The sequence below is a fragment of the Rhizobium sp. ERR 1071 genome, assembly GCF_007828675.1.
GTDB lineage: Bacteria > Pseudomonadota > Alphaproteobacteria > Rhizobiales > Rhizobiaceae > Rhizobium > Rhizobium dioscoreae.
Map to the genome: position 1 here is coordinate 68985 of NZ_VITM01000016.1, position 23840 is coordinate 92824.

Below are 23840 nucleotides of genomic sequence, written 5' to 3' on the forward strand. Positions count from 1 at the left end.
CGGCCACCCCCTCCTTTAAAGATAGGTCGGTACTTGCCATGGCAACGTTGCACACCCGTTCCACCGCACGCGTCATGATGGCGCCTTCGGTTCTGCTTCTCTTTGCGTGGATGATCGTCCCGCTCGTAATGACGATCTATTTCTCGACGCTGAACTACAATCTTCTGAACCCCGGCACGCATGATTTCCTCGGGTTTCTCAACTACGAATATTTCATCACCGATCCGGCCTTCCTCAGCTCGCTGATCGTGACGCTGCTGCTTGTCGGTGGTGCGTTGCTGATCACCGTCATTGGCGGCATTGCGCTGGCTCTCCTGCTTGATCAGCCGATCTTCGGCCAGGGCATCGTGCGCATGCTGGTGCTTGCGCCCTTCTTCGTGATGCCGACGGTCGCGGCCCTCATCTGGAAGCACATGTTCATGAACCCGGTGAACGGGCTCCTGGCACATCTCTTCCGTTTTTTCGGGCTCGATCCGCTGACCTGGCTGGAGACGGTTCCGCTTCTGTCGATCATCATCATCATTGCCTGGCAGTGGTTGCCCTTCGCCACGCTCATCCTGCTGACAGCCCTGCAGTCGCTGGATGAGGAGCAGAAGGAAGCCGCCGAGATGGATGGCGCGGGACCGGTTTCGAAATTCATCTACATCATCCTGCCGCATCTGGCGCGCGCCATCACCGTGGTGATCCTGATCGAGACGATCTTCATGCTGTCGGCCTTCGCCGAGATCCTCGTCACCACCAATGGCGGTCCGGGTACGGCGACGACGAACCTCACCTATCTCGTCTATTCGCAGATCGTTCTGTCGCAGGATGTCGGCGGCGCATCGGCGGGCGGCATCATCGCCGTCATCCTCGCCAATATCGTCGCGATCTTCCTGATGCGCGCAGTCGGCAAGAATCTGGAGGCTTGAGATGGCACGCAAAATCACCACACAACGCAAGATCGTCGTATCGGTCGCCGCCTGGGTCGTGGCGCTCCTCATCTTCTTCCCGATCCTGTGGACGATCCTGACGAGCTTCAAGACGGAAGGCGATGCGATTGCCTCGCCGCCGCAATTCCTCTTCTTCCACTGGACGCTGGAGAATTATTTCGAGGTGCAGTCGCGCTCGGATTACTTCCTCCACTTCGGCAACTCGGTCATCATCGCTTTCGGTTCGACCATTCTCGGTCTGCTCATTGCGGTGCCTGCCGCATGGGCCATGGCGTTCTCGCCGACCAAGCGCACCAAGGACGTCCTGATGTGGATGCTGTCGACGAAGATGATGCCGCCGGTCGGCGCCTTCATCCCGATCTATCTGCTGTTCCAGAGCTTCGGCCTCCTGAACAACCAGTTTGCCAGCCGGGTGGGCATGGTCGTCGTGCTGATGCTCATCAACCTGCCGATCATCGTCTGGATGCTCTACACCTACTTCAAGGAAATTCCCGGCGAAATCCTCGAGGCGGCCCGCATGGATGGGGCGACGCTTGCCAAGGAGATCATCTACGTCCTGACGCCGATGGCGATCCCGGGTCTTGCCTCGACGATGCTGCTCAACATCATCCTCGCCTGGAATGAGGCCTTCTGGACGCTCAATCTCTCCGCGGTGGACGCGGCGCCGCTGAGCACCTTCATCGCCTCCTATTCCAGCCCGGAAGGCCTGTTCTATGCCAAGCTTTCAGCGGCATCGACCATGGCGATCGCTCCGATCCTGATCCTCGGCTGGTTCAGCCAGAAGCAACTCGTTCGCGGCCTGACCTTCGGCGCGGTTAAGTAAGGAAGAGAAACATGGGTAGCATTGTTCTCAAACAAGTCTCCAAGGTCTTCGGCGAAGCCAAGGTCATTCCTTCCATCGATCTTGAGATCGACAATGGCGAGTTCGTCGTTTTCGTCGGCCCTTCGGGCTGTGGCAAGTCCACGCTGCTGCGCCTGATCGCCGGCCTCGAAGATGTCTCCAGCGGCCAGATCATGATCGACGGTAAGGATGGCACCAATCTCAAGCCGTCCGAGCGCGGCCTTGCCATGGTGTTTCAGTCCTACGCGCTCTATCCGCATATGAGTGTGCGCAAGAACATCGCCTTTCCGCTGAAGATGGCGAACATGCCGCAGGCGGAAATCGACAAGAAGGTGGCGGATGCTGCACGCGTCCTGAACCTGACGGATTATCTTGAGCGCAAGCCGCGCCAGCTTTCCGGCGGTCAGCGCCAGCGCGTCGCGATCGGCCGCGCCATCGTGCGTCAGCCGGCAGCCTTCCTCTTTGACGAGCCCTTATCGAACCTGGACGCGGCACTGCGCGTTAACATGCGCCTCGAGATCAGCGAGCTGCATCAGCAGTTGAAGACGACGATGATCTATGTGACGCACGATCAGGTCGAGGCCATGACCATGGCTGACAAGATCGTCGTGCTCAACCGCGGCAATATCGAGCAGGTTGGCTCGCCACTGGAGCTTTATCGGAGCCCGCGCAATCTTTTCGTCGCCGGCTTCATCGGCTCGCCGAAGATGAATTTCGTCAAGGGCGCTTATGCGCAGACCTTTGGCGCCGACACGATCGGCGTCAGGCCGGAACACGTGCTGCTGTCGACCACGTCGGGCGATTGGCAGGGCAAGGTTCTCGTTGCTGAGCATCTCGGCTCCGACACTTTCCTGCATATCGATGTCGACGGGATCGGCACGGTGACCGCTCGCGGTTCGGGTGATTTTCCAGCCCGGGCTGGCGATACCGTCTACCTGACACCGGACAAGGCCCATATTCACCGGTTCAACGCCGAAGGGCTGGCGATTTCAGCCTGAAAGCCAGGGCCGTGTGCGCTTGAGCGGGCACGGCCAACGCATCTGTTCCGGTTCGCATCCATCGATCTGCGTGGACCGGTCAAGCATACCAGCCGGTGCGGCGTTCCCGAGCCGCCCGGAGCCAGAGACCTTCAAAAGGACTAGAGACATGACGTGCAAATTATCGCTCGCAACTCTTAAGCAGGCGGCTGCAAAGGCGGCTATTCCTGCTTATGACCGGAAGTCGCTTTCGGCTGGTATCGTGCATTTCGGTGTCGGCAATTTCCATCGTGCCCATCAGGCTGTTTATCTCGACGATCTTTTCAATTCGGGAGAAGCCCATGACTGGGCGATCATCGGCGCCGGCGTGCTGCCGTCGGATGCGGCTATGCGCGAGAAGCTGGCTGCCCAGGATTTTCTGACGACAGTGGTCGAGCAGGACAATAATCGCACGGCCGCGCGCGTGACTGCGCCGATGGTCGACATCCTGCCGGTCGGCGATGCCAAGGCAATCATTGCCAAGCTTGCGGATCCCGCGATCCGCATCGTTTCGATGACGATTACCGAGGGTGGTTACTTCATCGATGCCTCCGGCAAGTTCAATCCCGCCCATCCGGCGATCGTGGCCGATGGGCAGAACCCGGATGCGCCGAAGACGGTGTTCGGCCTGATCGTGGCTGGTCTCAAGGCGCGGCGTGCGGCCGGCCTGCAGCCTTTCACCGTCATGTCCTGCGACAACATTCCCCACAATGGCGGCGTCACCAAAGCTGCTGTCGTCGGCACGGCGCGGCTTTCCGATCCGGCCTTTGCCGACTGGATCGCTGCGCATGTCGCCTTTCCGAATGGCATGGTCGATCGCATCACGCCGGCGACGGGTGCGCGTGAAATCGACTTGCTCAAAGAAGCTTTCGATATCGAGGACAACTGGCCCGTCTATTGCGAAGAGTTCAAGCAATGGGTGCTGGAAGACAACTTCCCCGCAGGCCGCCCGCCGTTGGAAAAGGTCGGCGTGACTTTCGTGCCCGACGTGACGCCCTATGAGCACATGAAGATCCGCATCCTCAACGGCGGCCATGCGGCGATCGCCTATCCGGCGGCGCTGATGGATATTCACTTCGTGCATGAGGCCATGGAAGAGCCGCTGATCCGCGCCTTCCTCGCCAAGCTCGAAAATGATGAGATCATCCCCGTCATCCCGCCGGTGCCAAACACGGTGCTTGCGGATTACTTCAAGCTGATCGAGCGGCGCTTCTCCAATCCAAAGATTGCCGATACCATCCCGCGCCTGGCGCAGGACGGCTCCAACCGCCAGCCGAAGTTCATTCTGCCGTCGACGGCCGACCGCCTTCGTCGCGGCGAGGATATTGTCGGCCTATCGCTCGTCTCGGCGCTGTGGTGCCGCTACTTTGCCGGCAAGAGCGACAGTGGCAAGGAGATCGTCTTCAATGATGCCAGCGCCGATCGGCTGCATGAAGCGGCGCTCAAGGCGAAGGACGATCCGAACGCCTTCCTGGTGTTCGATGATATTTTCGGAGATGTCGCCAAATCCGATCTTTTCCGAAAGCGCTTCGCGCATGCACTGAAAACGCTGTGGGAAAAGGGTACCCGCGTCACCCTGCAGCTATACTTGGACAACAAACTCGCGGAATAATTTTCAAGCGGCCGGACCTCTCCTGTTCCGGCCGTTTTCCATTGCCATGCCGGGTTTCCGGCTGGCGGGACAGCAACAAAATTCAGGTTGGATCTGTGATGGCGGATGCGGGAACAGGGCTCGTAATCTTCGATTGCGACGGCGTGCTTGTCGACAGCGAGCCGCTGTCGGTCGGCGTGCTCATCCAGGCGATGCATGATGTCGGCGTCGAGATGAGCGAGGAGGATGTCTACAGCCGCTTCCTCGGCAAGAGCTTGGCGACGCTCGTCGATACGATGCAGACGGAATTCGACGTCTTCATCGACCAGGCATTTCTCGACCGTATCCGCAATGATCTCTATGAGCGCTTCAAACATGAGCTGAAGCCGATCGACGGTATCAGTGCAACGCTGGATGCGCTTTCGCTGCCGCGCTGCGTTGCCTCATCGAGCCAGCTTGAGCGCATCCGTCTCTCTCTCGGCGTGACCGGTCTGCTCGACAGGCTAGAACCCAATATCTTCAGCGCCAGCATGGTCAAGCGTGGCAAGCCTGCGCCGGATCTCTTTCTCTATGCGGCGGAAAAAATGGGCGTACCGCCGAAGGAATGCATTGTCGTCGAGGATAGTCCTGCGGGGATCACGGCAGCGCGCGCGGCCGGCATGACGGTCTTTGCCTTCACCGGTGGTTCGCATGCTCATTCGCCGAGTTATCGGGCTGAATTGGAGCAGCTTTCCCCGGAAGTCGTGTTTGACGCGATGCCGGAATTGATACAACTTGTCCGCAACAAGAGATAAGTGGGCGGGACCTCTTTTGCATGCGTGATCACGTGGTTGCGGTCGATATCGGCACAGGCAGCGCACGCGCTGGTGTCTTCACCGCGGGCGGTTCACTGCTGGGTAAAAGTGAACATCCGATCCTGATGAACCGCCCGCGCGAGAACCACGCCGAGCATGATTCCGAAGATATATGGACTGCCGTCTGCACCGCCGTTCGCGGAGCCGTGAAGGTATCCGGCATTGCTGCATCCGCTATCGGCGCTATCGGCTTCGATGCGACCTGCTCGCTGGTCGTGCGCGATCGCGGTGGCGGGCAGCTCACCGTTTCCACCGGAGGCGAGAAGAGATTCGATACCATCGTCTGGCTCGATCATCGGGCGTTGGCCGAAGCGGATTACTGTACGGCGACGAAGCACGCGGTTCTTGAATATTCCGGCGAGTTCATGTCGCCGGAAATGGAAATGCCGAAGCTGATGTGGCTGAAGGAGAACCTGCCGGAAAGCTGGGCCGAGGCCGGCTACTTTTTCGACCTTGCCGATTTCATGACCTGGAAGGCGACCGGTTCGCTTGCGCGGTCGCGCTCCACGCTGGTGGCGAAATGGAATTATCTGGCGCACCGCCAACCGGGCTGGCAGGCCGATTTTCTCAACGTGATCGGCCTTGGCGATCTGCGCGAGCGCGGCAGTTTGCCCGACGAAAGTGTTGCGGTCGGTCGATCCATCGGCACACTGACGACCGAGGCGGCGGAAGCGCTGGGTCTCGATCGTGAATGCCATGTCGGTGCGGGCTTGATCGATGCCTATGCGGGCGCGCTCGGCGCGCTTGCCGGCCATGCCGGCGATGCCGACATGCTGGAGCATCAACTGGCATTGATTGCTGGAACCTCGAGCTGCGTGGTTTCCTTTGCCCGCGAACGCAAACGCAGCACGGGCATGTGGGGGCCATATTACGAAGCAGTCTTTCCGGGCATGTGGCTTGCCGAAGCCGGACAATCTGCCACCGGTGCGCTCCTCGACCATATCGTCAGCATGCATGCAGCCGGCGGACATCCAACAGCGGCACTGCATGACCGCATCGTCCGGCGGATCGCGGAATTGCGGCTGGAGGAGGGTGCTTCCTTCGGCGGGCGTATCCATGTGCTGCCCGATTTTCACGGCAATCGCTCGCCGCTTGCCGATCCGCATGCATTGGGCGTCATCAGCGGCATGACGCTGGACGCCTCCTTCGATGGTCTTTGCAGGCTGTACTGGCGCACCAGCGTCGGCATTGCACTCGGCATTCGTCATATCCTGGAGCGAATGCGGGATTACGGCTACGTGCCCGACACGCTGCATGTCGCCGGCGGCCATGTGAAGAATTCGGTGCTGATGGAGCTCTATTCCGACGTGACCGGCTGCAAGGTCGTTATCCCGAAGATGAACGAGACGGTCTTGCTCGGCACCGCAATCGCCGCCTCGGTCGCCTGCGGGATTCACGAAAGCCTCGGAGTTGCCGGCGCCGCCATGTATCCGGGCGGTCATGAACGGCTGCCGAATGCCGAAAGGAAGGAACTCTACGATCGCGATTACCGGCGCTTCCTCGCCATGTACCGCCACCGCGCAGAACTGGACGCCATGGAATAGGCGGCTTACCGGAGCGGCGCCTGGGCGAATATACCTTGAAGTTCCTCTATGCGGCGCGTTCTCATTTCCGCCGCTTCACCTGCGGCGTGAGCGACTGAAATCGCGAGATATTCCATCAGCGCCATTATGGCTGAAAGGTTTTCGCGGCTATTGGCTCGTTGTGGCGGCAAGGACAGCGTGATGTTTGCGAATTCATGCGCCCATTCCGTGAATTGACCGGTTACCAGCAATACCTTGCAGCCCGCGCGACGAGCCGAGCGCGCCAGAAGACGCGATGTGACGAAACCCGGGGAATCGATGACAACGAGCAGCGCATCCTCGGATGGCTTGCCGAACAGCTCGATATAGCTGCCATTGGCGCCGTCGAGGAAAAGGACTTGATCACGGGCAAAGGTCAGGCGGTCGCGGAAATAGTGGCCGATCCCCGCGAGACTGGGATGGGAGGTGATGAAGACATTGCCGGAGGACAGAATTGTCGCAACCGCCTCGCGCCATTGCGGCTGGCCGGCGAGGTTGTAGATATGCTGCAGCATCTCGACCTGTTCGGCAATTTGCGTTGCGAGCGGGCGACCTTCGCTTGCGTCCTTCTGAAGCTGTTCGAGGATATTGGGCAATTGCGACGTGAGGCTCGGCGCATTTTCCTTGAGATGCACCTTTATCCCATCCAGACCGTGATAGCCGAGCGACCGCAGAAACCGTCCTACCGTCATCGGGCTCAGTTCCAGCCTGTCGGCAACGGAGGAAGCCGTCTCGAACGGTAGTTCATTCAGATGCTCGGAGAAATACTTAGCAATTCTTCGTTCGGCCGGAGTGCCGATCTTTATATATTGTCTAAGTTTCTGACTAAGGTCTTCCAAGTTTTGCGCCCCTTTGGTGGTCTTTTCGATGTTCTGTTGCGTCAATTTCTATGTCAATCAGCCATTCAATTTCGATCGGGTCGCCGATCTTGTTGCGGTTGTTGTTCTTAATGTGGCGTACAGGATATATTAGTGCAAACTGTATTACAATAATTCAAATTTTTAATTGGCACATTCATATATCTGCACGGGATATTGATATCGATGCAACCGCTTCTTAAGTGTCCAACTGCCACCAAAAGAGGTAGACCGAATGATTGGCCTTGCTGCCCGCCTCTCCCTGGAAAATCTCTTTGCGCCGGAGACGCGCAAGGTTTTCTGGAAGGTTCTGGGTCTCACATTGCTGGCGCTTCTCGTGCTCTGGTTCGTCCTGCGAGGCGCCTTCAATTCTTTCGTATTGCCTTGGCTGCAGGGCTTTATGCCGTCCACCTCGGATTGGACGGGTTGGCTTACGCTCTTCCTCGCCATCTTCGCCGGCATCGCATTGGCATTGGCCATGGCGCTGCTGATTTCGCCGGTCACAGCCCTGATTGCCGGACTCTTTCTCGATGATGTCGCCGAAGTTGTAGAAAAGCGCGACTATCCAGGCGATGCGCCCGGAACGGCGATGCCGATCGTCGCGGCGATGAAAAGCTCGGTGCGGTTTCTCGGCGTCGTCATCGTCGGCAATATCGTGGCGCTGTTCCTGCTGTTCATTCCGGGCGTCAACCTGATCGCCTTCTTTCTGGTGAACGGCTATCTGCTCGGACGCGAATTCTTCGAATTCGCCGCCATGCGCTTCCGCTCACCGGACGAGGCGCGGCAATTCCGCGTCAAACACGCCTTCACGGTCTTTCTGGCAGGCCTGGTCATCGCAGCCTTTCTGGCAATTCCGCTTCTCAATCTGCTGACGCCGCTCTTTGCCGCCGGCATGATGGTGCATCTGCACAAGCTGATTTCGCACAAGGAAGCGAACCCGCGCCTTCGATAGGTTCAGCCTGCCGCTTCAGCCCCGATGATCTGCGCCGGAAGTTCGACCAGGGGAGCGGGGATGTCCCAGGTCTTTTCCGGCGAGCGACAGAGGTCTGCGATCACGCAGCGCTCGCATTCGGGCTTGCGCGCCTTACAGACATAGCGGCCATGCAGGATCAGCCAATGGTGGGCATGGTAGAGATACTGATCGGGGATGATCTTCATCAGCCGCTGCTCGACTTCGTCGGGCGTCTTGCCGGGGGCGAGCAGCAGCCGGTTGGCGATGCGGAAAATGTGCGTGTCGACCGCCATCGTCGCCTGGCCGAAGGCCATGGACAGGACAACGTTCGCGGTCTTGCGGCCGACGCCGGGTAGGGTTATCAGCTCCTCGCGCGTCCGCGGCACCTCGCCGCCGAAATCGGTGATCAGCTTTTCCGATAGCGCGACGACGTTCTTCGCCTTGTTGCGGTAAAGGCCGATCGTCTTGATGTATTCCCGAATGCGCTCCTCGCCGAGATCGAGCATCTTCTGCGGCGTGTCGGCAACGGCAAAGAGGGCGCGCGTCGCCTTATTGACGCCGGCATCCGTCGCCTGTGCTGAAAGCGCGACGGCGACGACGAGCGTGAAAGGGTTGACGTGCTCCAGCTCGCCCTTCGGTTCCGGCCGCTGGATGGAGAAGCGGCGGAAGATTTCTTCCAGGTCCGCCTTGGAATAGAGGCTTTTGGCCGCCGGCTTGCGGCCTGCGGTCGCATTTGACTTTTTCACGGTTTGGGCGCTGGATTTGATCTTTGGATTTGCCATAAACGACCTATACTCAAGTCCTATGACGGAACGCAACGCCGATACGGCTGCAGACGGCAACAGGCCGGTTTTTGCCGCCGAATTGTTTCCCCATCGCTCGCTGCCGCGAAAGGGGTTCAGGGTCATGCTGGCCTTGGCGGGCGGCTTCTGTCTCATCTACAGTGTTCTCTTCGTCACGCGAGGCGCCTGGCCGATCGGGATTTTCTTCGGCGCCGATTTCCTCCTGCTCTATGGCGCCTTCTGGCTGAATTATCGGTCGGGCCGTGTGCGCGAAGAGGTGACGATATCGCGCACCAATGTTTCCATCCGCAAATTCTCGCCGACGGGCCGCATGGTGGAACATGATTTCAATCCGTTCTGGACGCGCTTCCTCGTTCGCCGCCACCGCGAGATCGGGGTCGTGTCGATGCATGTCCGCGACAGGAGCCACGACACCGATGTCGGCTCCTTCCTCAATCCGGAGGATCGCGAGAGTTTCGCCAAAGCCTTCAAGCGGGCATTGGCGACCGTGACACAACGGATATGAGCGGTCTTCCCAACCCGGCGGTATCACATTTTTGCAGAGAGACCACTTACGCAAGAAACGGGTGGTTTTAGCCCTCTTGCCGTGGTTTTCTCCTTTTCAAGGAGAAAGATCATGAATGCGATTGCACAGCTGAAGAAAGACATCACCCCGGAAGGTCAGGACTACGACACCGTCCGGGAGGTCATCGAGCTCATCACCGAGGAATATCGCGACCAGCCATCGCTGGAGATGCTCGCCGAGAGGCTCGGCCAGTCGCCGACACAATTGCAGAAGACATTCACGCGCTGGGCCGGACTGTCGCCCAAGGCCTTCCTGCAGGCCGTCACGCTCGATCATGCCAAACGCCTTTTGCGCAAGGAGGATCTACCGCTGCTCGAAACGTCCTTCGAGGTCGGCTTGTCCGGCCCCAGTCGACTGCACGATCTTTTCGTCACACATGAGGCGATGTCGCCTGGCGAATGGAAAGCAAGGGGCAGCGGCCTGGTGATGCGCTATGCGTTTCACATCTCGCCCTTCGGCCTCGCTTTGATCATGGTCACGGATCGCGGCCTTGCCGGTCTCGCCTTCAGCGATTCCGGCAATGAGAAGGCTTGCCTCGCCGACATGACCTGCCGCTGGCCGAATGCCGAGTTCATCGAGGATCCGAATGCGACGGCACCTTATGCGGCACGCATCTTCGAGCGCTCGAACTGGTCGAGCGACCAGCCGCTGCGCGTCGTGCTGATCGGCTCTGATTTCCAGCTTCGCGTCTGGGAAAGCCTGTTGAAGATCCCGATGGGCCGTGCCGTGACCTATTCCGACATCGCAAGGGATATCGGTCAGCCGACGGCCATGCGGGCCGTAGGTGCTGCCGTCGGCCGCAACCCGATCTCCTTCGTCGTGCCCTGCCACCGAGCGCTCGGCAAGAACGGGCAGCTAACGGGCTATCACTGGGGGCTTACGCGCAAACGGGCGATGCTGGGGTGGGAAGCGGGGGATGCTTGAGGGGTGTTCGAAAGTTTTGAGATCGTTGAGGCTCTGATACCCCCTCTGTCCCTGTTGGGACATCTCCCCCACAAGGGGGGAGATCGTTAGGAGTTTGCTGCTCGCCCAAATGAATGTTTAGCTGCTGTAATTTCAGCATGCTCGATGTTTACTTTGAAGTGAGAGATTGCTGCGCATTACCAATCTCCCCACTTGTGGGGGAGATGTCGCGAAAGCGACAGAGGGGGGTACGCACCTTCGACCCGCTCGGAACTGGCAGCCGAAACGCCCTCACGCCGCCTTGGCCATGGCCATCTGCAGCAGCGCCTTGGCAGCGCTTTCATCCGTAATCAAAGTATTGCAGCCGATGCGTTTGATGGTGGCGCTGATCGCCTGGGCGCGGTGAGCGCCGCCGGACGAGATCACGATGTGCTTTGCCTTTTTCAGCGTATCGAGATCGACCGACATGACGCGCTTGTTGATCGGGTGATCGACCGAATTGCCGTCGGCATCGAGGAAATTGAACATGGTGTCGCAGACGCAACCCATGTCGATCAATTCTTCCAGCTCGCGCTTCGAGATGAAGCCCTCTGATAGCGAGGTTGATTGCGGGCCGATATCGCCGCAGCTGACGATGGCGAGATCGAGGTTTTCCGCCAGGCGGTAGATGGCCTCCAGGCCGCATTTCTCGATGAGATTGCGCTTGGTCTCGACGGAGTCGACGAGAAGCGGCGCCAGGAACATGTAGCATTCCGCGCCGAGCTGGCTCGCCAGGCGCCAGGTATAGTCGATCGGGTTGGTCTGGTGGACGGCGACGATGCCGCCGAGCAGGGAGACCACCTTGCAGTTGTCGCGGCGGGTCGGGCGGAAGCTCGCGAGCGAAGCGGTCATCGTCCGGCCCCAGCCGACGCCGATCGTATAATTGTCGGGGATGGCCTCCGTCAGGAACTGGCCGAGCGCCAGGCCGACGCTCTTTGCCTGGGCGTTGACATTGCCACCGGCCGGCTCGGGAACGACGATCGCCTCGTCGAGCCCATAGGTGCGCTCGAGCTTGATCGCCAGTTCCACGCAGTCGTCGATGCCTTCGGTGATCCAGATCTGCACCTCGGCGCGGCGCATGGCCTCGTCCAGCAGGCGGATGACCGTGGTGCGGCTGATGCCGAGCTGCTCGGCAACATCCTTCTGCGTCAGGCCCTGATTGTAATAGAGCCAGGCGGCGCGAAGCCTCAGGGAGGAGGTCTCCGAATAGGCGGTATGGGTTCCGCGTCTCAGTTTGGCCACAGGTCCTCCGGCAAGATTGTCGCATGCGCCGTTTAACGTCATGATCCACCTGAGATGCGAAACGGAATGATGGCGGATGACAGGAGCAGGCGAGATCGGCTCTTCTGCTGCCGATATTCTATGACATGAAACTTATGTCAATCGAATTGCACAAATGTCCTTGACTTTTCCGTGCGAGATTGCTGATAGTCAGCGCTGAGGAATTCGGTCTTGTCCAGTCGAGGAGGACAATGTGCGAGTGCTGCCGCGAGCAAGTGCCAGGCCGGACGGGGAGCCATATAGGGCGTCCGATGCCGGCGGAAAGCTTGTTTTCGGAAGGTTGTCTCCTCATCGCTCGGCCGTTCACCGGAAATGGAACTTTCGCTGTTTTTATCCCGTTACCAAAACATAGGAGAAGGAAGGCCGCACTCCCCTGACGCCTTCGGTCCCGCCCGGCGCAAGACCGGATCTGCCGCCCGACATCTCCCATTCCAATGGGCCTCATTCAACAAGGATACCTGTTATGACTTCCAAGCTTGATCAACTCCGCGCCATGACGACGGTCGTGGCCGATACCGGCGATATCGAGGCAGTCGCTCGCCTGAAGCCGGTGGATTGCACCACCAACCCGACCATCGTGCTGAAGGCGCTCGGCACGCCGATGTTCGCCGATGCGATCAAGGAAGCCGTTGCCTGGGGCAAGAAGCAGGGCGGTGCCTCCGAAGCCGTCGTTGCCGCCGTTGCCGACCGTCTGGCAATCTCCGTCGGCGCAGCGCTCTCCGGTCTCGTTCCCGGCCGTGTCTCGACGGAAGTTGATGCTGATCTCTCCTTCAACACCGAAGCTTCGCTTGCCAAGGCCCGCGCCATCATCGCTGCCTACAAGGAGCGCGGCATCGAGCGCGACCGCATCCTGATCAAGCTCGCCTCCACCTGGGAAGGCATCCGCGCCGCCGAAGTGCTGCAGAAGGAAGGCATCGACTGCAACCTGACGCTGCTCTTCAGCAAGGCCCAGGCGATTGCTTGCGCCGATGCCAAGGCATTCCTGATCTCGCCCTTCGTCGGCCGCATCCTCGATTGGTACAAGAAGTCGACCGGCAAGGACTACACGGCTGAGGAAGATCCGGGCGTCATCTCGGTGCGCGATATCTACCACTATTACAAGGCCAACGACATCAAGACGATCGTCATGGGCGCCTCCTTCCGCAACACCGGCGAAATCGAAGCGCTGGCCGGCTGCGATCGCCTGACGATCAGCCCGAACCTGCTCGACGAACTTTCCAAGGACGAAGGCAAGCTGGAGCGCAAGCTCTCGCCGGAGCCCAAGGGTTCGGTCGAAAAGATCGCCGTCGACGAAAAGACCTTCCGCTGGATGATGAACGAAGACGCAATGGCAACCGAGAAGCTTTCCGAAGGCATCCGCGCTTTCGCCAAGGATCTCGGCACGCTGCGCGCCATGGTCAGCAAGGAACTGCAGCTCGCTGCGGCTTGAAAGTGAGATTGGCTCTCTCTTTGGGGAGCTATGATTTGAGAGGGGTGTCGCGGGGATGCGGCGCCCTTTTTATTTGGGGTGATAGGTTGAGACTTTGAGTTTGACGCGCTTACGATACCCCCCTCTGTCCCTTTCGGGACATCTCCCCCACAAGGGGGAGATCGTTAGGGCGCATCGCTAGTTCTACAAAATGAGGCGCGATCGTATCAGCGGATACGAGGCTTATTATCTTTCGATGACGGTGCCGCAGGTTACCAATCTCCCCCCTTGTGGCAGGGCTATCGCATATGGAGGCGGACGAGCACCATAAGCTCCTTCTCCCCTTGGGGAGAAGGTGGCCCGAAGGGTCGGATGAGGGGGTTATCGATTTGAATTCATGGATTTTTGTGGTGTTGGCGGGCACCCCCTCATCCGCCTGGCGGCACCTTCTCCCCGCTGGGGAGAAGGGGACAGCGGCGATCTCCGCTCATATGCGATACCCCTGCCCCTTGTGGGGGAGATGTCACGAAGTGACAGAGGGGGGTATCACGGGCGTTGCGTAGAGAACCTAGCGAAGAAACTCCGCCCTGATCTTCTCCGACTGCCCGCCGATCGTCGGCGCCGCCATATCATTCTTGACTCGAACACCATTCACCCGGATCGGGCTTGCCGTCGTGCGTACCGAGGCGCCATCGTCGCGGGTTACCGTCTGCAGCATATCGAGCTTACGGAAAGCAGCGCTTTGCAGCAATTTCGGCCAGTCAAGCACTTCGGCCGCCCAGATGTCTGCGGGTTCCAGGAGATCGAGCCACTCGCGAACCGTCTTTTCCTGCAGGCGGCTGGCGATCATGGTCTTGATCTCGTCCCGATGCTGAAAGGCATCATCCGGCGTGTAACCGGCAAGAGCGGGCAGATCGAGCAGCGGCGCGAGTTTTTCCAGCGGCATCATCGCCAATGCCAGCCAGCCATCGGCACAGCGATAGACGCCATAGGGCGCCGCGAGATAGGCGTGGGCATTGCGCACGGCGGATTTCTTCGGCAGTCGGCCGCCGTCGTTCAGATGGGTGGTTAGCACTTCGAACTGGAAATCGACCAGTGCCTCCAGCAAGCTCGTCTCAACATGCACGCCGTGGCCGGTGAGGCCGCGGCGCACCAGTCCGGCAAGGATGGCCTGAACCAGGAGATTACCGGACAGCATGTCGGCGACGGCGAGGCCAAAGGGCACAGGCCCGTCATCCGCCTCGCCATTCAGCCACATGACGCCGGAGCGGGCCTGGGCCAGCAGATCCTGCCCGGGGAAATGGCGCCATTCATTGTCAGGGCCGTATCCGGTGATGCTGCCATAGACGATGCGGGGATTGATTGCGGCAACGGCGGCATAGTCGAGGCCAAGCCTTTCGATGACGCCGGGGCGGAAATTCTGGATGACGACGTCGGCCTTGGCGATCAGCGCGCGCAGTTCCTGCAGGTCGCCTTCATCCTTCATATTGACGGCAAAGCTCTCCTTGCCGCGGTTGATGGCATGAAACAGCGTGGAGTCGCCGCCGATCTCGGTGTCGCTGAGATAGAGCCGGCGGCAGAGATCACCGCCATCGGGCCGCTCGATCTTGATGATCCTCGCGCCGAGATCGCCGAGCCGTAGCGCCGCCATCGGGCCGGCAAGAAACTGGCTCATATCCAGCACGATGATGCCGGAGAGCAGGCCCTCTTCGTTATCCTTGGTCATGTCGGACTTTCAGCGGCGGCGCGTCCGCGGGCCGGCCGTTCCTGTAGCGCACGGTCTGGATATGCTCGCAATAGAGCACCAATTCGCCTTCGCCCTTGAAGACTTCGTAGGAAGAGCGGATCAGGCCGAGCTCGGCATATTTCGGCTGCTTATCGAGATTTGTGCGGATGGTGTAGATCGTCTCGCCGATGAAGGTAGGCTTGATGAAGCGCAACTTGTCGTATCCATAGGAAAAGGCGTTGACGCAATTGGTGGCGACGAGCCCAAGCCCGGCGGAAAAGACGAAGGCGCCGGCAACGAGCCGCTTGCCGAACAGGCCCTCGGTTTCCGCAAAAATCTGGTCGCTAACGTAAGGATGCATGTCGAGCACCAGCGCGTTGAACTGCTGGGATTCGCCTTCTGAGATCGTGCGACGCAGCGAGCGGATCCTGTGGCCGATTTCGAAATCTTCGTAGAACCAGTTTTCCGCATTCCAGACAGGAATCTCGGCGTGATCGGCCGGCATGGTCTTCGGACAGGTGCTGGATATGCCGACGGTGGCGGTCATGGCATGTCTTTCGATGGAAAACCTCTGATCTCAAAGAGACCAGAGGCGCTTGGCATTGAGGTGATAGAGCCGGCTGCGTTCGTCGGTGCTTACGCCTTGCATCAGCGCGTGAGTGGCTGCGATCCAGGCGGAAAGACTGCCGCCGAGCGTACAGACTGGCCAGTCGCTGCCCCAGATGACGCGGTCCCAGCCGAAGCTTGCGATGCAATGTTCGATGAAGGGACGCAGCGTTTCCGGCGTCCAGCTGTCTGGATCGGCATAGGCGACGACGCCGGAAATCTTAACGGTGACATTCGGGCGCTTCGCCGTTTCCGTGATCCCCGCCGCCCAGCTTTCGCTGAAGCCATCCTTCACCGCCGGTACGCCGCAATGGTCGAGGATGAAGCGGATATTGGCATTGAGGTCGATGAGCGCGAGCGCCTTGGACATCTGATGCGGTAGGACACAGAGGTCGAAGGTGAGCCGCGTGCCGCCGAGCCGCTTGAGGTTCTCGCGGAAGAGGGCGCCCTCGGAGACGTCATCTGGCACGACATGCAGTACACGGCGGAAACCTTTGACGAAGGGATCGGCAAGTACGCGTTCGAGATAGGCGGGGAAGTTCGTGCTCTCAGGACGGCAGGCGGCGATGGCACCCCTGAGGAGGCTGCCGGGCTCACGGCTCAGGCCTTTGACGTAATCTGTTTCCCGCTCGATATCATCCTCGGCGACGTCGACCTCCATGTGAAGCGTATCGGCGATCCCAAGCCGCTTGGCCTCGCGCGCATAGTCTTCATAGAGGCTGTCGCGATTGAGCGCGCCGGCGCCGGCCAGCCAGGGATAGGCGAGACGTTTCCGGTCGACGATGTGCAGATGGCTGTCGAAAAGCATGGCGTTCCTCCCATACCTGCTTGCTCAACATATACTCACAGAAGAATAGTTTATTCAAATAAAAATTATAACTCGGCCTTGTCCACTGTGCCGGCCACGGTTTCGGAGATTTGCTTGGCGGCTTCCCGGACATATTCGACCACCTGCTCGCGCGTAGGCGCCTTCGGGTTCACTGGCTCGATATAGGGGCAGGTGAGGGCAGCAAGCGCGTTGCCGTCCATCGCCAGCACGGGCGCGGAAATATTGTGTACGCCGCTCGTCTGCAGGCTGCTCATGGTTTCGAAGCCCTTTTCACGAATTGCTGCAAGCTTTTCCTCGAGATCGGCAGGCGGCTCCTCCGGATCCTGTTCCTGGCGTCTCTGCTCGTTGATCATCATTTGGCGCTGCTTTGCATCCCGGAATGCCAGAAGAATATGGCCGGAGCCGGTATTATAGAGATTGATCTGCGCACCGACGCGGATGGAGATGCCCCAATAGGTCGGCGAATCCTGCTGCGCGATGACGACGACGGAGCCGCGATCATAGATCGCCAGATGGCAGGCCTGCTCGGCACGGTTGGAGAATTCGCGCATCAGCGGTGTGGCGAAGGAGACGAGGCGGCGCACCGGCGCATGATAATGCGCAAGGCCGAAGAGCTTCAGCGTCAGATAGAAACGATCGCCATCCTGCCGCTGCACATAGCCGCGCCGTACGAGACGATCGAGCATGCGGTAGAATTCGTTGGGGCTCTTGTTGAGCGCCTTGGCAATCTCGGCCTGCGTCAAGCCGCCGTCGATCGTCGCCAGCAACTCCAAAATGTCGAGCCCCTTGTCCAGCGCCGGTGCGCGGTAGCGATCACTGTCGTCTTCTATGCTCATCAACAAGTCCCCCATGCGAAGAAACATGAATCATCATTCATATATGAATGAAGGCATTTTACAAGCGCGCGATCGCGGCTTGACGGCCAATGAATAAGATGTTTACTTATAAATCATTGATCCATATTTGGGTCGAGAGGGCAATCGGGCAAGGGGTCCGATTTTAAGGGAGGAAGTTCGATGAGGAATTGGAAGGCCGGTCTTGCTGCCGGCACGATGGCATTGCTTGCCGGCACAGCGGTCTTCGCCGCCGATCTGCCGGGCAAATTTCCGGGCGTGACGATCGACGCCAAACTCATCGGCGGTCAGCAATACGAGCCGCTTTACGCGCGCATCGCCGAGTGGGAGAAGGAGACGGGCGCCAAGGTCAACATTCTCTCGAAGAAGAACCACTTCGAACTCGACAAGGAAATCAAATCGGACATGGCCTCGGGCAGCATCTCCTGGTGCGTCGGCTCGAACCACTCGTCCTTCGCGCCGCAGTATCCCGATCTCTACACCGACCTCGGCAAGCTGCTGCCGAAGGAAGAAATTAGCCAGTTCGTCGATTCGACCATCCAGGCCTCGACCATCGACGGCCGCCTGATCATGCTGCCGCGTGCGCAGTTTGACGTTTCGGCGCTCTACTATCAGAAGAGCCTCTATAACGATGAGGCCAAGAAGACGGCGTTCAAGGCGAAGTATGGCTACGATCTGGCGCCCCCGAAGACGTGGAAGGAAGTCTCCGATCAGGCGATCTTCTTCTCCAACCCGCCGAACTTCTTCGGCACGCAATTCCCCGGCAAGGAAGAGGCGATCAATGGCCGCTTCTATGAAATGCTGGTCGCCGAAGGCGGCGAATATCTCGATAAGGACGGCAAGCCTGCCTTCAACTCCGAAGCCGGGGTGCGCGCGCTCGACTGGTTCGTCAACATGTACAAGGCCAAGGCCGTTCCGGCCGGCACGACCAACTATCTCTGGGACGACCTCGGTGCCGGCTTTGCCTCTGGTTCGATCGCTCTCGATCTCGACTGGCCGGGCTGGGCGACCTACTTCAATGATCCGAAGTCTTCGAAGATCGCCGGCAATGTCGGTGTCGTCGTGCAGCCTGCCGGTTCCTCCGGCAAGCACACCGGCTGGTCCGGCCATCATGGCTTCTCGGTAACCGAAGCCTGCGCCCACAAGGATGCAGCCGCTTCGCTCGTCTGGTTCCTGACGAACGACGACTCGCAGAAGCTCGAAGCCGCCAACGGCACGCTGCCGACCCGCAAGGCCGTATGGGACTGGGATATCCAGCAGGCTGCATCCGACCCTTACAAGAAGGAAGTGCTGAGCACCTTCCAGGAAGCCATGAAGTATGCCTTCCCGGTTCCGCGCACGCCGCAATGGATCGAGATTTCCAACGTCGTCTATCCTGAGCTTCAGGCCGCGATCCTTGGCGACAAGAGTTCGAAGGAGGCGCTTGATGCCGCTGCGCAGAAGGCAACCGATGTTCTGAAGGACGCTGGCGCCCTCTAAGCGGTGCACTCGAAATCCCGCGCGTCTCGGGCGTGCGGGATTTCCGCAAAACTGAGTTCGAGAATGGTTTTCGATCGGTGCCGCAAGGGGCCGGTCTACCCTGCCGGTTTGCTGCCGGCTTCTCGGTCCCAAGCAATCCATTCCACGCAGTCCGGGCCACGCTGCCGAGGAATGCCGACAGGTGCAAACCATGCTTAAAAGAATATCTCCACCGGTCCTGCTTCTTCTTCCGGCGATCATCGTCCTCGTGGCTGTGGTTCTGTTTCCGCTGCTTCTGTCCTTCTATTCCAGCTTCACGCCCTTTCGCCTGACGCGGCCGGCGACGCTTTTCACCTTCATCGGTCTGCGCAACTACATGCGCATCCTGTCGGATCCGGTGTTCCTGGCCGCCTTCGTGCGCACCGTCGTGCTTTTGACGATCGCGCTCAATCTGGAAATGCTGCTTGGTCTCGGATTGGCTTTGCTGGTCAACAAGGCGACCTACGGCAAGCGCGTGCTGCGCACGCTGATGATGTTTCCGATGATGTTCTCGCCCGTTCTCGTCGGCTTCCAGTTCAAATTCATGTTCAACGACAATGTCGGCATCATCAACAATGCCTTGCAATCCCTGGGTATTACCGAGACGGCTATTCCCTGGCTGATCGATGGCAATCTGGCGCTGTTTTCCATCGTCATTGCCGAAGTCTGGTCGTCGACGTCGGTCTTCGCGATCCTTATCCTCGCAGGCCTGCTCGCCATGCCACAAGAGCCGGTAGAAGCCGCAAAAGTGGACGGCTGTACCAGCTGGCAGACCTTCCGCTACGTCACCTGGCCATTCCTGATGCCGTTCGCCTTCATCGCCATGACGATCCGTTCGCTCGACGTCGCCCGTGCCTATGACATCGTTAAGATCATGACCGATGGCGGCCCGGCGCGGCGCACGGAGCTGATCTGGACGCTGGTCGGACGCACGGCCTATGCCGACGCACAGATGGGGCTTGCCAATGCCATGGCCTATGTCTCGATCATTCTTTCTATCGTCTTCACCGTCTATTTCTTCCGCAAGCTGGCGCTTGCCCGCACCCAGATCGGAGCGGAGTGGTAATCATGGATCGCAACGCTCAACAACGCCTGCAGCGCCGCCTCTGGAAGATCGCCTATCTCATCGGCCTCTTTCTCGCGATGCTTATCATCTGCCTGCCCGGTTTCTGGATCGTCATCAGCTCGCTACGGCCGACCGTGGAAATCATGGCGAAGCCGCCGGTCTGGATACCGCAGGAGCTGTCGCTGGAAGCCTATCGCGCCATGTTCAGCGGCGTCGGGCAGGGCGGCATTCCCGTCTGGGATTATTTCCGCAATTCGCTCATCATCTCCGTCACCTCGACCGCCATTGCGCTCGTCATCGGCATGTCCGGCGGCTATGCCTTCGCTCGCTTTCGTTTCGCAGGCAAGTCAGCCGTGTTCCTCGGGCTGATGCTGACGCGTTCCGTGCCCGGCGTGGCGCTATCGCTGCCGCTCTTCATGGTCTATGCGCGGCTCGGCATCATCGATACGCATTTCGGCCTGATCCTCACCTATGTCGCGCTGAATGTGCCGTTCACGATCTGGCTGATCGACGGCTTTTTCCGGCAGGTGCCGAAGGATCTCGCCGAGGCCGCGCAGATCGACGGCTGCACGCGCTGGCAGGCGTTCTGGCAGGTGGAATTTCCACTCGCCGGCCCCGGCATCGCATCGGCCGGCATCTTCGCCTTCCTTACCTGCTGGAATGAATATGCTCTCGCCTCGCAGCTGACGCGTTCCGTCGATTCCAAGACGCTGCCGGTCGGTCTCCTCGACTACACGGCCGAGTTCACCATCGACTGGCGTGGCATGTGCGCATTGGCGGTCGTGATGATCATTCCGGCTCTCGCTCTCACTTTCATCATTCAGAAGCATCTGGTGTCGGGTCTGACATTCGGTGCGGTCAAAGGTTGATCTCCATGGCTCAGGTTTCCCTCAAAAAACTCGTCAAGCGCTACGGCGCGCTGGAAATCGTCCACGGGATCGATCTCGACATCGCGGACAAGGAGTTCATCGCGCTTGTCGGCCCGTCCGGCTGCGGCAAGTCGACGACGCTGCGCATGATCGCCGGCTTGGAGGATGTGTCCGACGGCACGATCGAGATCGGCGATACGGTCGTCAACGACCTGCCGCCGCGCGATCGCAACATCTCCATGGTGTTCCAGTCCTATGCGCTCTATCCGCATATGACCGTGCGCGAGAACATGGGTTTCTCGCTGAAGATCGCCAAGCAGCCGCAGGCCGAGATCGACCGCCGCGTCAACGAGGCCGCTGCTATTTTGAGCCTTGAAGCGCTGATGGATCGCCGCCCGGCGCAGCTTTCCGGTGGCCAGCGTCAGCGCGTCGCCATGGGCCGCGCCATCGTGCGCCAGCCGGAGGTCTTCCTCTTCGACGAGCCGCTATCGAACCTTGATGCCAAGCTGCGCACGCAGATGCGCACCGAGATCAAGAAACTGCATGCCAAGGTGCAGTCGACGGTGGTCTACGTGACGCACGATCAGGTCGAGGCCATGACGCTGGCGGACCGCATCGTCATTATGCGCGACGGCCACATCGAACAAGTCGGCACGCCGGACGAGGTGTTCAAGCGGCCCGCCACCCGCTTCGTTGCCGGCTTCATCGGCTCACCACCGATGAATATCGAAGAGGCGACGCTGAAGGCAGGCGAACTCATCTTCAAGAACGGTGATCGTCTGCCGCTGCCGAACCAGTTTGCCGGCAAGGTCAGGGAAGGAGAAAAGGTCGCCTTCGGTCTTAGGCCTGACGATATCTTCCCGACTGGCCACGGCCTGCATTCGGGCGCGGAATCTGCCGTCTACGAGCTGACCCTGCCGGTCGCCATCACCGAACCGCTCGGCAATGAAACACTCGTCTTTGTCGAATTCGCCGGGCGCGAATGGGTGACGCGCATGCTCAATCCGCGCGCGCTGAAGAGTGGCGAGCGGCTGAAGATGAGCTTCGATCTCAGCCAAGCGCATCTCTTCTCCGCCGAAACCGGCAAGAGCCTGGCAAACTGAGGAATAGCTCCCATGGCACGTATCGAGAAAATTGAACTGCGCATGGTCGATCTGCCGCCGAAGGTGAAGCGGACGGATGCGATCCAGAGCTTCGTCAGCCAGGAAACGCCGATCGTTACCATCACCGACAGCGATGGGGCAGCCGGCACCGGTTACAGCTATACGATCGGCACCGGCGGCTCGTCCGTCATGCGGCTGCTGTCCGACCATCTGGTGCCGCTCTTGATCGGTGAGGATGCCGATTGCATCGAGGCGATCTGGCACAGACTGGAATTCGCCACGCATGCTACGACGATCGGTCCCATCACGGCGCTGGCGCTTGCGGCCATCGACACGGCGCTTTGGGATCTGCGAGCCAAGAAGCAGAAGCTGCCACTCTGGAAGCTTGCCGGTGGCGCCAAGGATCGGTGCCCGCTCTACACGACGGAAGGTGGCTGGCTGCATATCGAGAAGGAAGCTTTGGTCGAAGACGCCCTGCAGGCGAAGGCCAAGGGCTTTTCCGGCTCGAAGGTGAAGATCGGCAAGCCGCATGGCTCCGAGGATTACGACCGGCTGGCCGCGATGCGTCTGGCACTCGGCTCCGGCTTCGAAATCATGACCGACTGCAATCAGGGCTTCACCGTCGATGAGGCGATCCGCCGGGCAGCACGCCTCAAGGAGCTGGACCTTGCCTGGATCGAGGAGCCGCTGCCGGCCGACGATCTCGATGGCCATATCCGGCTGACGCGATCGACGCCGACGCCGATCGCGGTCGGCGAATCCATGTATTCGATCCGGCATTTTCGCGAATATATGCAGAAGGGCGCCTGCTCGATCGTGCAGGTGGATGTCGCCCGCATCGGCGGCATCACGCCCTGGCTGAAGGTGGCGCATGCCGCCGAAGCTTTCGACATTCCCGTCTGCCCGCATTTCCTGATGGAGCTGCATGTCAGCCTCACCTGCGCCGTGCCGAATGGCAAATATGTCGAATACATCCCGCAGCTCGACGATCTCACCACCAAGGGTATGGACATCGTCGATGGCAAGGCGGTGGCCCCATCAGAGCCCGGCATCGGCATTGCCTGGGACTGGGATGCCGTGAAGGCGCGCTCGATCGGCGAATTCACCCGGGAAATTCACGGCTGAGGAGGAGCTAACCATGCAGCGGATGGGAATGGTGATCGGCCTGGAGCCGGCCAATGTGGCGGAATACAAGGCGCTTCACGCGGCCGTCTGGCCCGAGATCCTGGCGCTGATCTCCGAATGCAACATCACCAACTATTCGATCTTCCTGAAAGAGCCGGAAAACCTGCTCTTCGGCTATTGGGAATATGTCGGCACGGATTTCGAGGCCGATATGTCGAAGATGGCTGCCAGCCCGAAGAACCAAGAGTGGTGGTCTTTCTGCATACCCTGCCAGAAGCCCTTCGAGACCCGCAAAGAGGGCGAGTGGTGGGCCATGATGGAGGAGGTGTTTCATCATGACTGACGTCCAATCAGGGCCCCTTATTCCGCCAGCGGGGAGATTGTGGAATGGATACCCCCCTCTGTCAGCTTCGCTGACATCTCCCCCACAAGGCAGGGGTATCGCATATGAGCGGAGATCGCCGCCGTCCCCCTTCTCCCCAGCGGGGAGAAGGTGCCGCCAGGCGGATGAGGGGGTGCCCGCCAAGACCACCAAAATCCATGAATTCAAATCGATAACCC

At 59.7% G+C, this 23840-nt stretch carries 23 protein-coding genes; 16 read left to right on the forward strand and 7 right to left on the reverse strand.

The window, feature by feature from the left end:
* Positions 1 to 38: 38 nt before the first annotated feature.
* From FBZ99_RS30485 to FBZ99_RS30510, 6 genes are all read left to right on the forward strand, one after another.
* Complete coding sequence (locus FBZ99_RS30485; protein WP_095435901.1) at positions 39 to 911, forward strand: carbohydrate ABC transporter permease; 873 nt, start codon at positions 39 to 41, stop codon at positions 909 to 911.
* Position 912: 1 nt separating this feature from the next.
* Positions 913 to 1755 (forward strand): carbohydrate ABC transporter permease, encoded by an 843-nt coding sequence (locus FBZ99_RS30490; protein WP_113354494.1) that lies wholly within the window; start codon positions 913 to 915, stop codon positions 1753 to 1755.
* Between the two features lie 11 nt (positions 1756 to 1766).
* The gene (locus FBZ99_RS30495; RefSeq protein ID WP_113354495.1) at positions 1767 to 2771 is read left to right on the forward strand and encodes an ABC transporter ATP-binding protein; all 1005 of its coding nucleotides are present in this window, start codon (positions 1767 to 1769) and stop codon (positions 2769 to 2771) included.
* Between the two features lie 148 nt (positions 2772 to 2919).
* A complete protein-coding gene (locus tag FBZ99_RS30500; RefSeq protein WP_113354496.1) occupies positions 2920 to 4401 on the forward strand; it encodes a mannitol dehydrogenase family protein in 1482 nt (493 codons plus the stop codon).
* A 98-nt stretch (positions 4402 to 4499) separates the two neighbouring features.
* Entirely contained in the window at positions 4500 to 5174 is a 675-nt protein-coding gene (locus FBZ99_RS30505) for an HAD family hydrolase (protein ID WP_113332439.1), read from the forward strand.
* A 20-nt stretch (positions 5175 to 5194) separates the two neighbouring features.
* Complete coding sequence (locus FBZ99_RS30510) at positions 5195 to 6778, forward strand: FGGY-family carbohydrate kinase (protein ID WP_113354497.1); 1584 nt, start codon at positions 5195 to 5197, stop codon at positions 6776 to 6778.
* A 5-nt stretch (positions 6779 to 6783) separates the two neighbouring features.
* Here FBZ99_RS30510 and FBZ99_RS30515 read toward each other — a convergent pair whose 3' ends face one another.
* A complete protein-coding gene (locus tag FBZ99_RS30515; RefSeq protein WP_113354621.1) occupies positions 6784 to 7635 on the reverse strand; it encodes a MurR/RpiR family transcriptional regulator in 852 nt (283 codons plus the stop codon).
* A 253-nt stretch (positions 7636 to 7888) separates the two neighbouring features.
* Between FBZ99_RS30515 and FBZ99_RS30520 the strand changes: the two genes are divergently transcribed.
* A complete protein-coding gene (locus FBZ99_RS30520) occupies positions 7889 to 8605 on the forward strand; it encodes a sulfate transporter family protein (protein WP_113332437.1) in 717 nt (238 codons plus the stop codon).
* 2 nt (positions 8606 to 8607) lie between these two features.
* Here FBZ99_RS30520 and nth read toward each other — a convergent pair whose 3' ends face one another.
* On the reverse strand, positions 8608 to 9387 hold the full coding sequence (gene nth, locus FBZ99_RS30525; protein ID WP_173002423.1) for an endonuclease III: 780 nt from the start codon (positions 9385 to 9387) through the stop codon (positions 8608 to 8610).
* A 22-nt stretch (positions 9388 to 9409) separates the two neighbouring features.
* Between nth and FBZ99_RS30530 the strand changes: the two genes are divergently transcribed.
* Together FBZ99_RS30530 and FBZ99_RS30535 are read left to right on the forward strand one after the other, a co-directional pair.
* A complete protein-coding gene (locus FBZ99_RS30530) occupies positions 9410 to 9913 on the forward strand; it encodes a DUF2244 domain-containing protein (protein WP_113354622.1) in 504 nt (167 codons plus the stop codon).
* Positions 9914 to 10024: 111 nt separating this feature from the next.
* Entirely contained in the window at positions 10025 to 10897 is an 873-nt protein-coding gene (locus FBZ99_RS30535) for a methylated-DNA--[protein]-cysteine S-methyltransferase (RefSeq protein ID WP_069615970.1), read from the forward strand.
* A gap of 270 nt (positions 10898 to 11167) precedes the next feature.
* Here the strand turns inward: FBZ99_RS30535 and FBZ99_RS30540 are convergent, their stop codons facing one another.
* Positions 11168 to 12157 carry a sugar-binding transcriptional regulator gene (locus FBZ99_RS30540; RefSeq protein ID WP_113333625.1) on the reverse strand — a complete coding sequence of 330 codons (990 nt, stop codon included), beginning with the start codon at positions 12155 to 12157 and terminating at the stop codon, positions 11168 to 11170.
* A 502-nt stretch (positions 12158 to 12659) separates the two neighbouring features.
* Between FBZ99_RS30540 and tal the strand changes: the two genes are divergently transcribed.
* On the forward strand, positions 12660 to 13625 hold the full coding sequence (gene tal, locus FBZ99_RS30545) for a transaldolase (RefSeq protein WP_069615972.1): 966 nt from the start codon (positions 12660 to 12662) through the stop codon (positions 13623 to 13625).
* A 547-nt stretch (positions 13626 to 14172) separates the two neighbouring features.
* Here the strand turns inward: tal and FBZ99_RS30550 are convergent.
* From FBZ99_RS30550 to FBZ99_RS30565, 4 genes are all read right to left on the reverse strand, one after another.
* The gene (locus FBZ99_RS30550; RefSeq protein ID WP_145636620.1) at positions 14173 to 15330 is read right to left on the reverse strand and encodes a CaiB/BaiF CoA transferase family protein; all 1158 of its coding nucleotides are present in this window, start codon (positions 15328 to 15330) and stop codon (positions 14173 to 14175) included.
* The gene (locus tag FBZ99_RS30555) at positions 15317 to 15877 is read right to left on the reverse strand and encodes a MaoC family dehydratase (RefSeq protein WP_113354499.1); all 561 of its coding nucleotides are present in this window, start codon (positions 15875 to 15877) and stop codon (positions 15317 to 15319) included. The genes FBZ99_RS30550 and FBZ99_RS30555 overlap by 14 nt, the downstream gene beginning before the upstream one ends.
* Before the next feature lie 30 nt (positions 15878 to 15907).
* Positions 15908 to 16744, reverse strand: a complete 837-nt coding sequence (locus FBZ99_RS30560; RefSeq protein ID WP_145636623.1) for an amidohydrolase family protein — start codon at positions 16742 to 16744, stop codon at positions 15908 to 15910.
* A 65-nt stretch (positions 16745 to 16809) separates the two neighbouring features.
* Positions 16810 to 17601 (reverse strand): IclR family transcriptional regulator, encoded by a 792-nt coding sequence (locus tag FBZ99_RS30565; protein ID WP_095436363.1) that lies wholly within the window; start codon positions 17599 to 17601, stop codon positions 16810 to 16812.
* A gap of 180 nt (positions 17602 to 17781) precedes the next feature.
* Here FBZ99_RS30565 and FBZ99_RS30570 point away from each other — a divergent pair, with 180 nt between their 5' ends.
* The 6 genes from FBZ99_RS30570 (at position 17782) to FBZ99_RS30595 (ending at position 23622) form a co-directional block, all read left to right on the forward strand.
* Entirely contained in the window at positions 17782 to 19098 is a 1317-nt protein-coding gene (locus FBZ99_RS30570) for a sugar ABC transporter substrate-binding protein (protein ID WP_113354501.1), read from the forward strand.
* A gap of 190 nt (positions 19099 to 19288) precedes the next feature.
* Positions 19289 to 20182 (forward strand): carbohydrate ABC transporter permease, encoded by an 894-nt coding sequence (locus tag FBZ99_RS30575; protein ID WP_113354502.1) that lies wholly within the window; start codon positions 19289 to 19291, stop codon positions 20180 to 20182.
* A gap of 2 nt (positions 20183 to 20184) precedes the next feature.
* Complete coding sequence (locus tag FBZ99_RS30580) at positions 20185 to 21051, forward strand: carbohydrate ABC transporter permease (protein ID WP_112722600.1); 867 nt, start codon at positions 20185 to 20187, stop codon at positions 21049 to 21051.
* Positions 21052 to 21056: 5 nt separating this feature from the next.
* On the forward strand, positions 21057 to 22154 hold the full coding sequence (locus tag FBZ99_RS30585; RefSeq protein WP_113333827.1) for an ABC transporter ATP-binding protein: 1098 nt from the start codon (positions 21057 to 21059) through the stop codon (positions 22152 to 22154).
* A 12-nt stretch (positions 22155 to 22166) separates the two neighbouring features.
* Positions 22167 to 23279 carry a mandelate racemase/muconate lactonizing enzyme family protein gene (locus FBZ99_RS30590; protein ID WP_113420176.1) on the forward strand — a complete coding sequence of 371 codons (1113 nt, stop codon included), beginning with the start codon at positions 22167 to 22169 and terminating at the stop codon, positions 23277 to 23279.
* Positions 23280 to 23292: 13 nt separating this feature from the next.
* The gene (locus FBZ99_RS30595; RefSeq protein ID WP_113333829.1) at positions 23293 to 23622 is read left to right on the forward strand and encodes an L-rhamnose mutarotase; all 330 of its coding nucleotides are present in this window, start codon (positions 23293 to 23295) and stop codon (positions 23620 to 23622) included.
* Positions 23623 to 23840 lie beyond the last annotated feature (218 nt).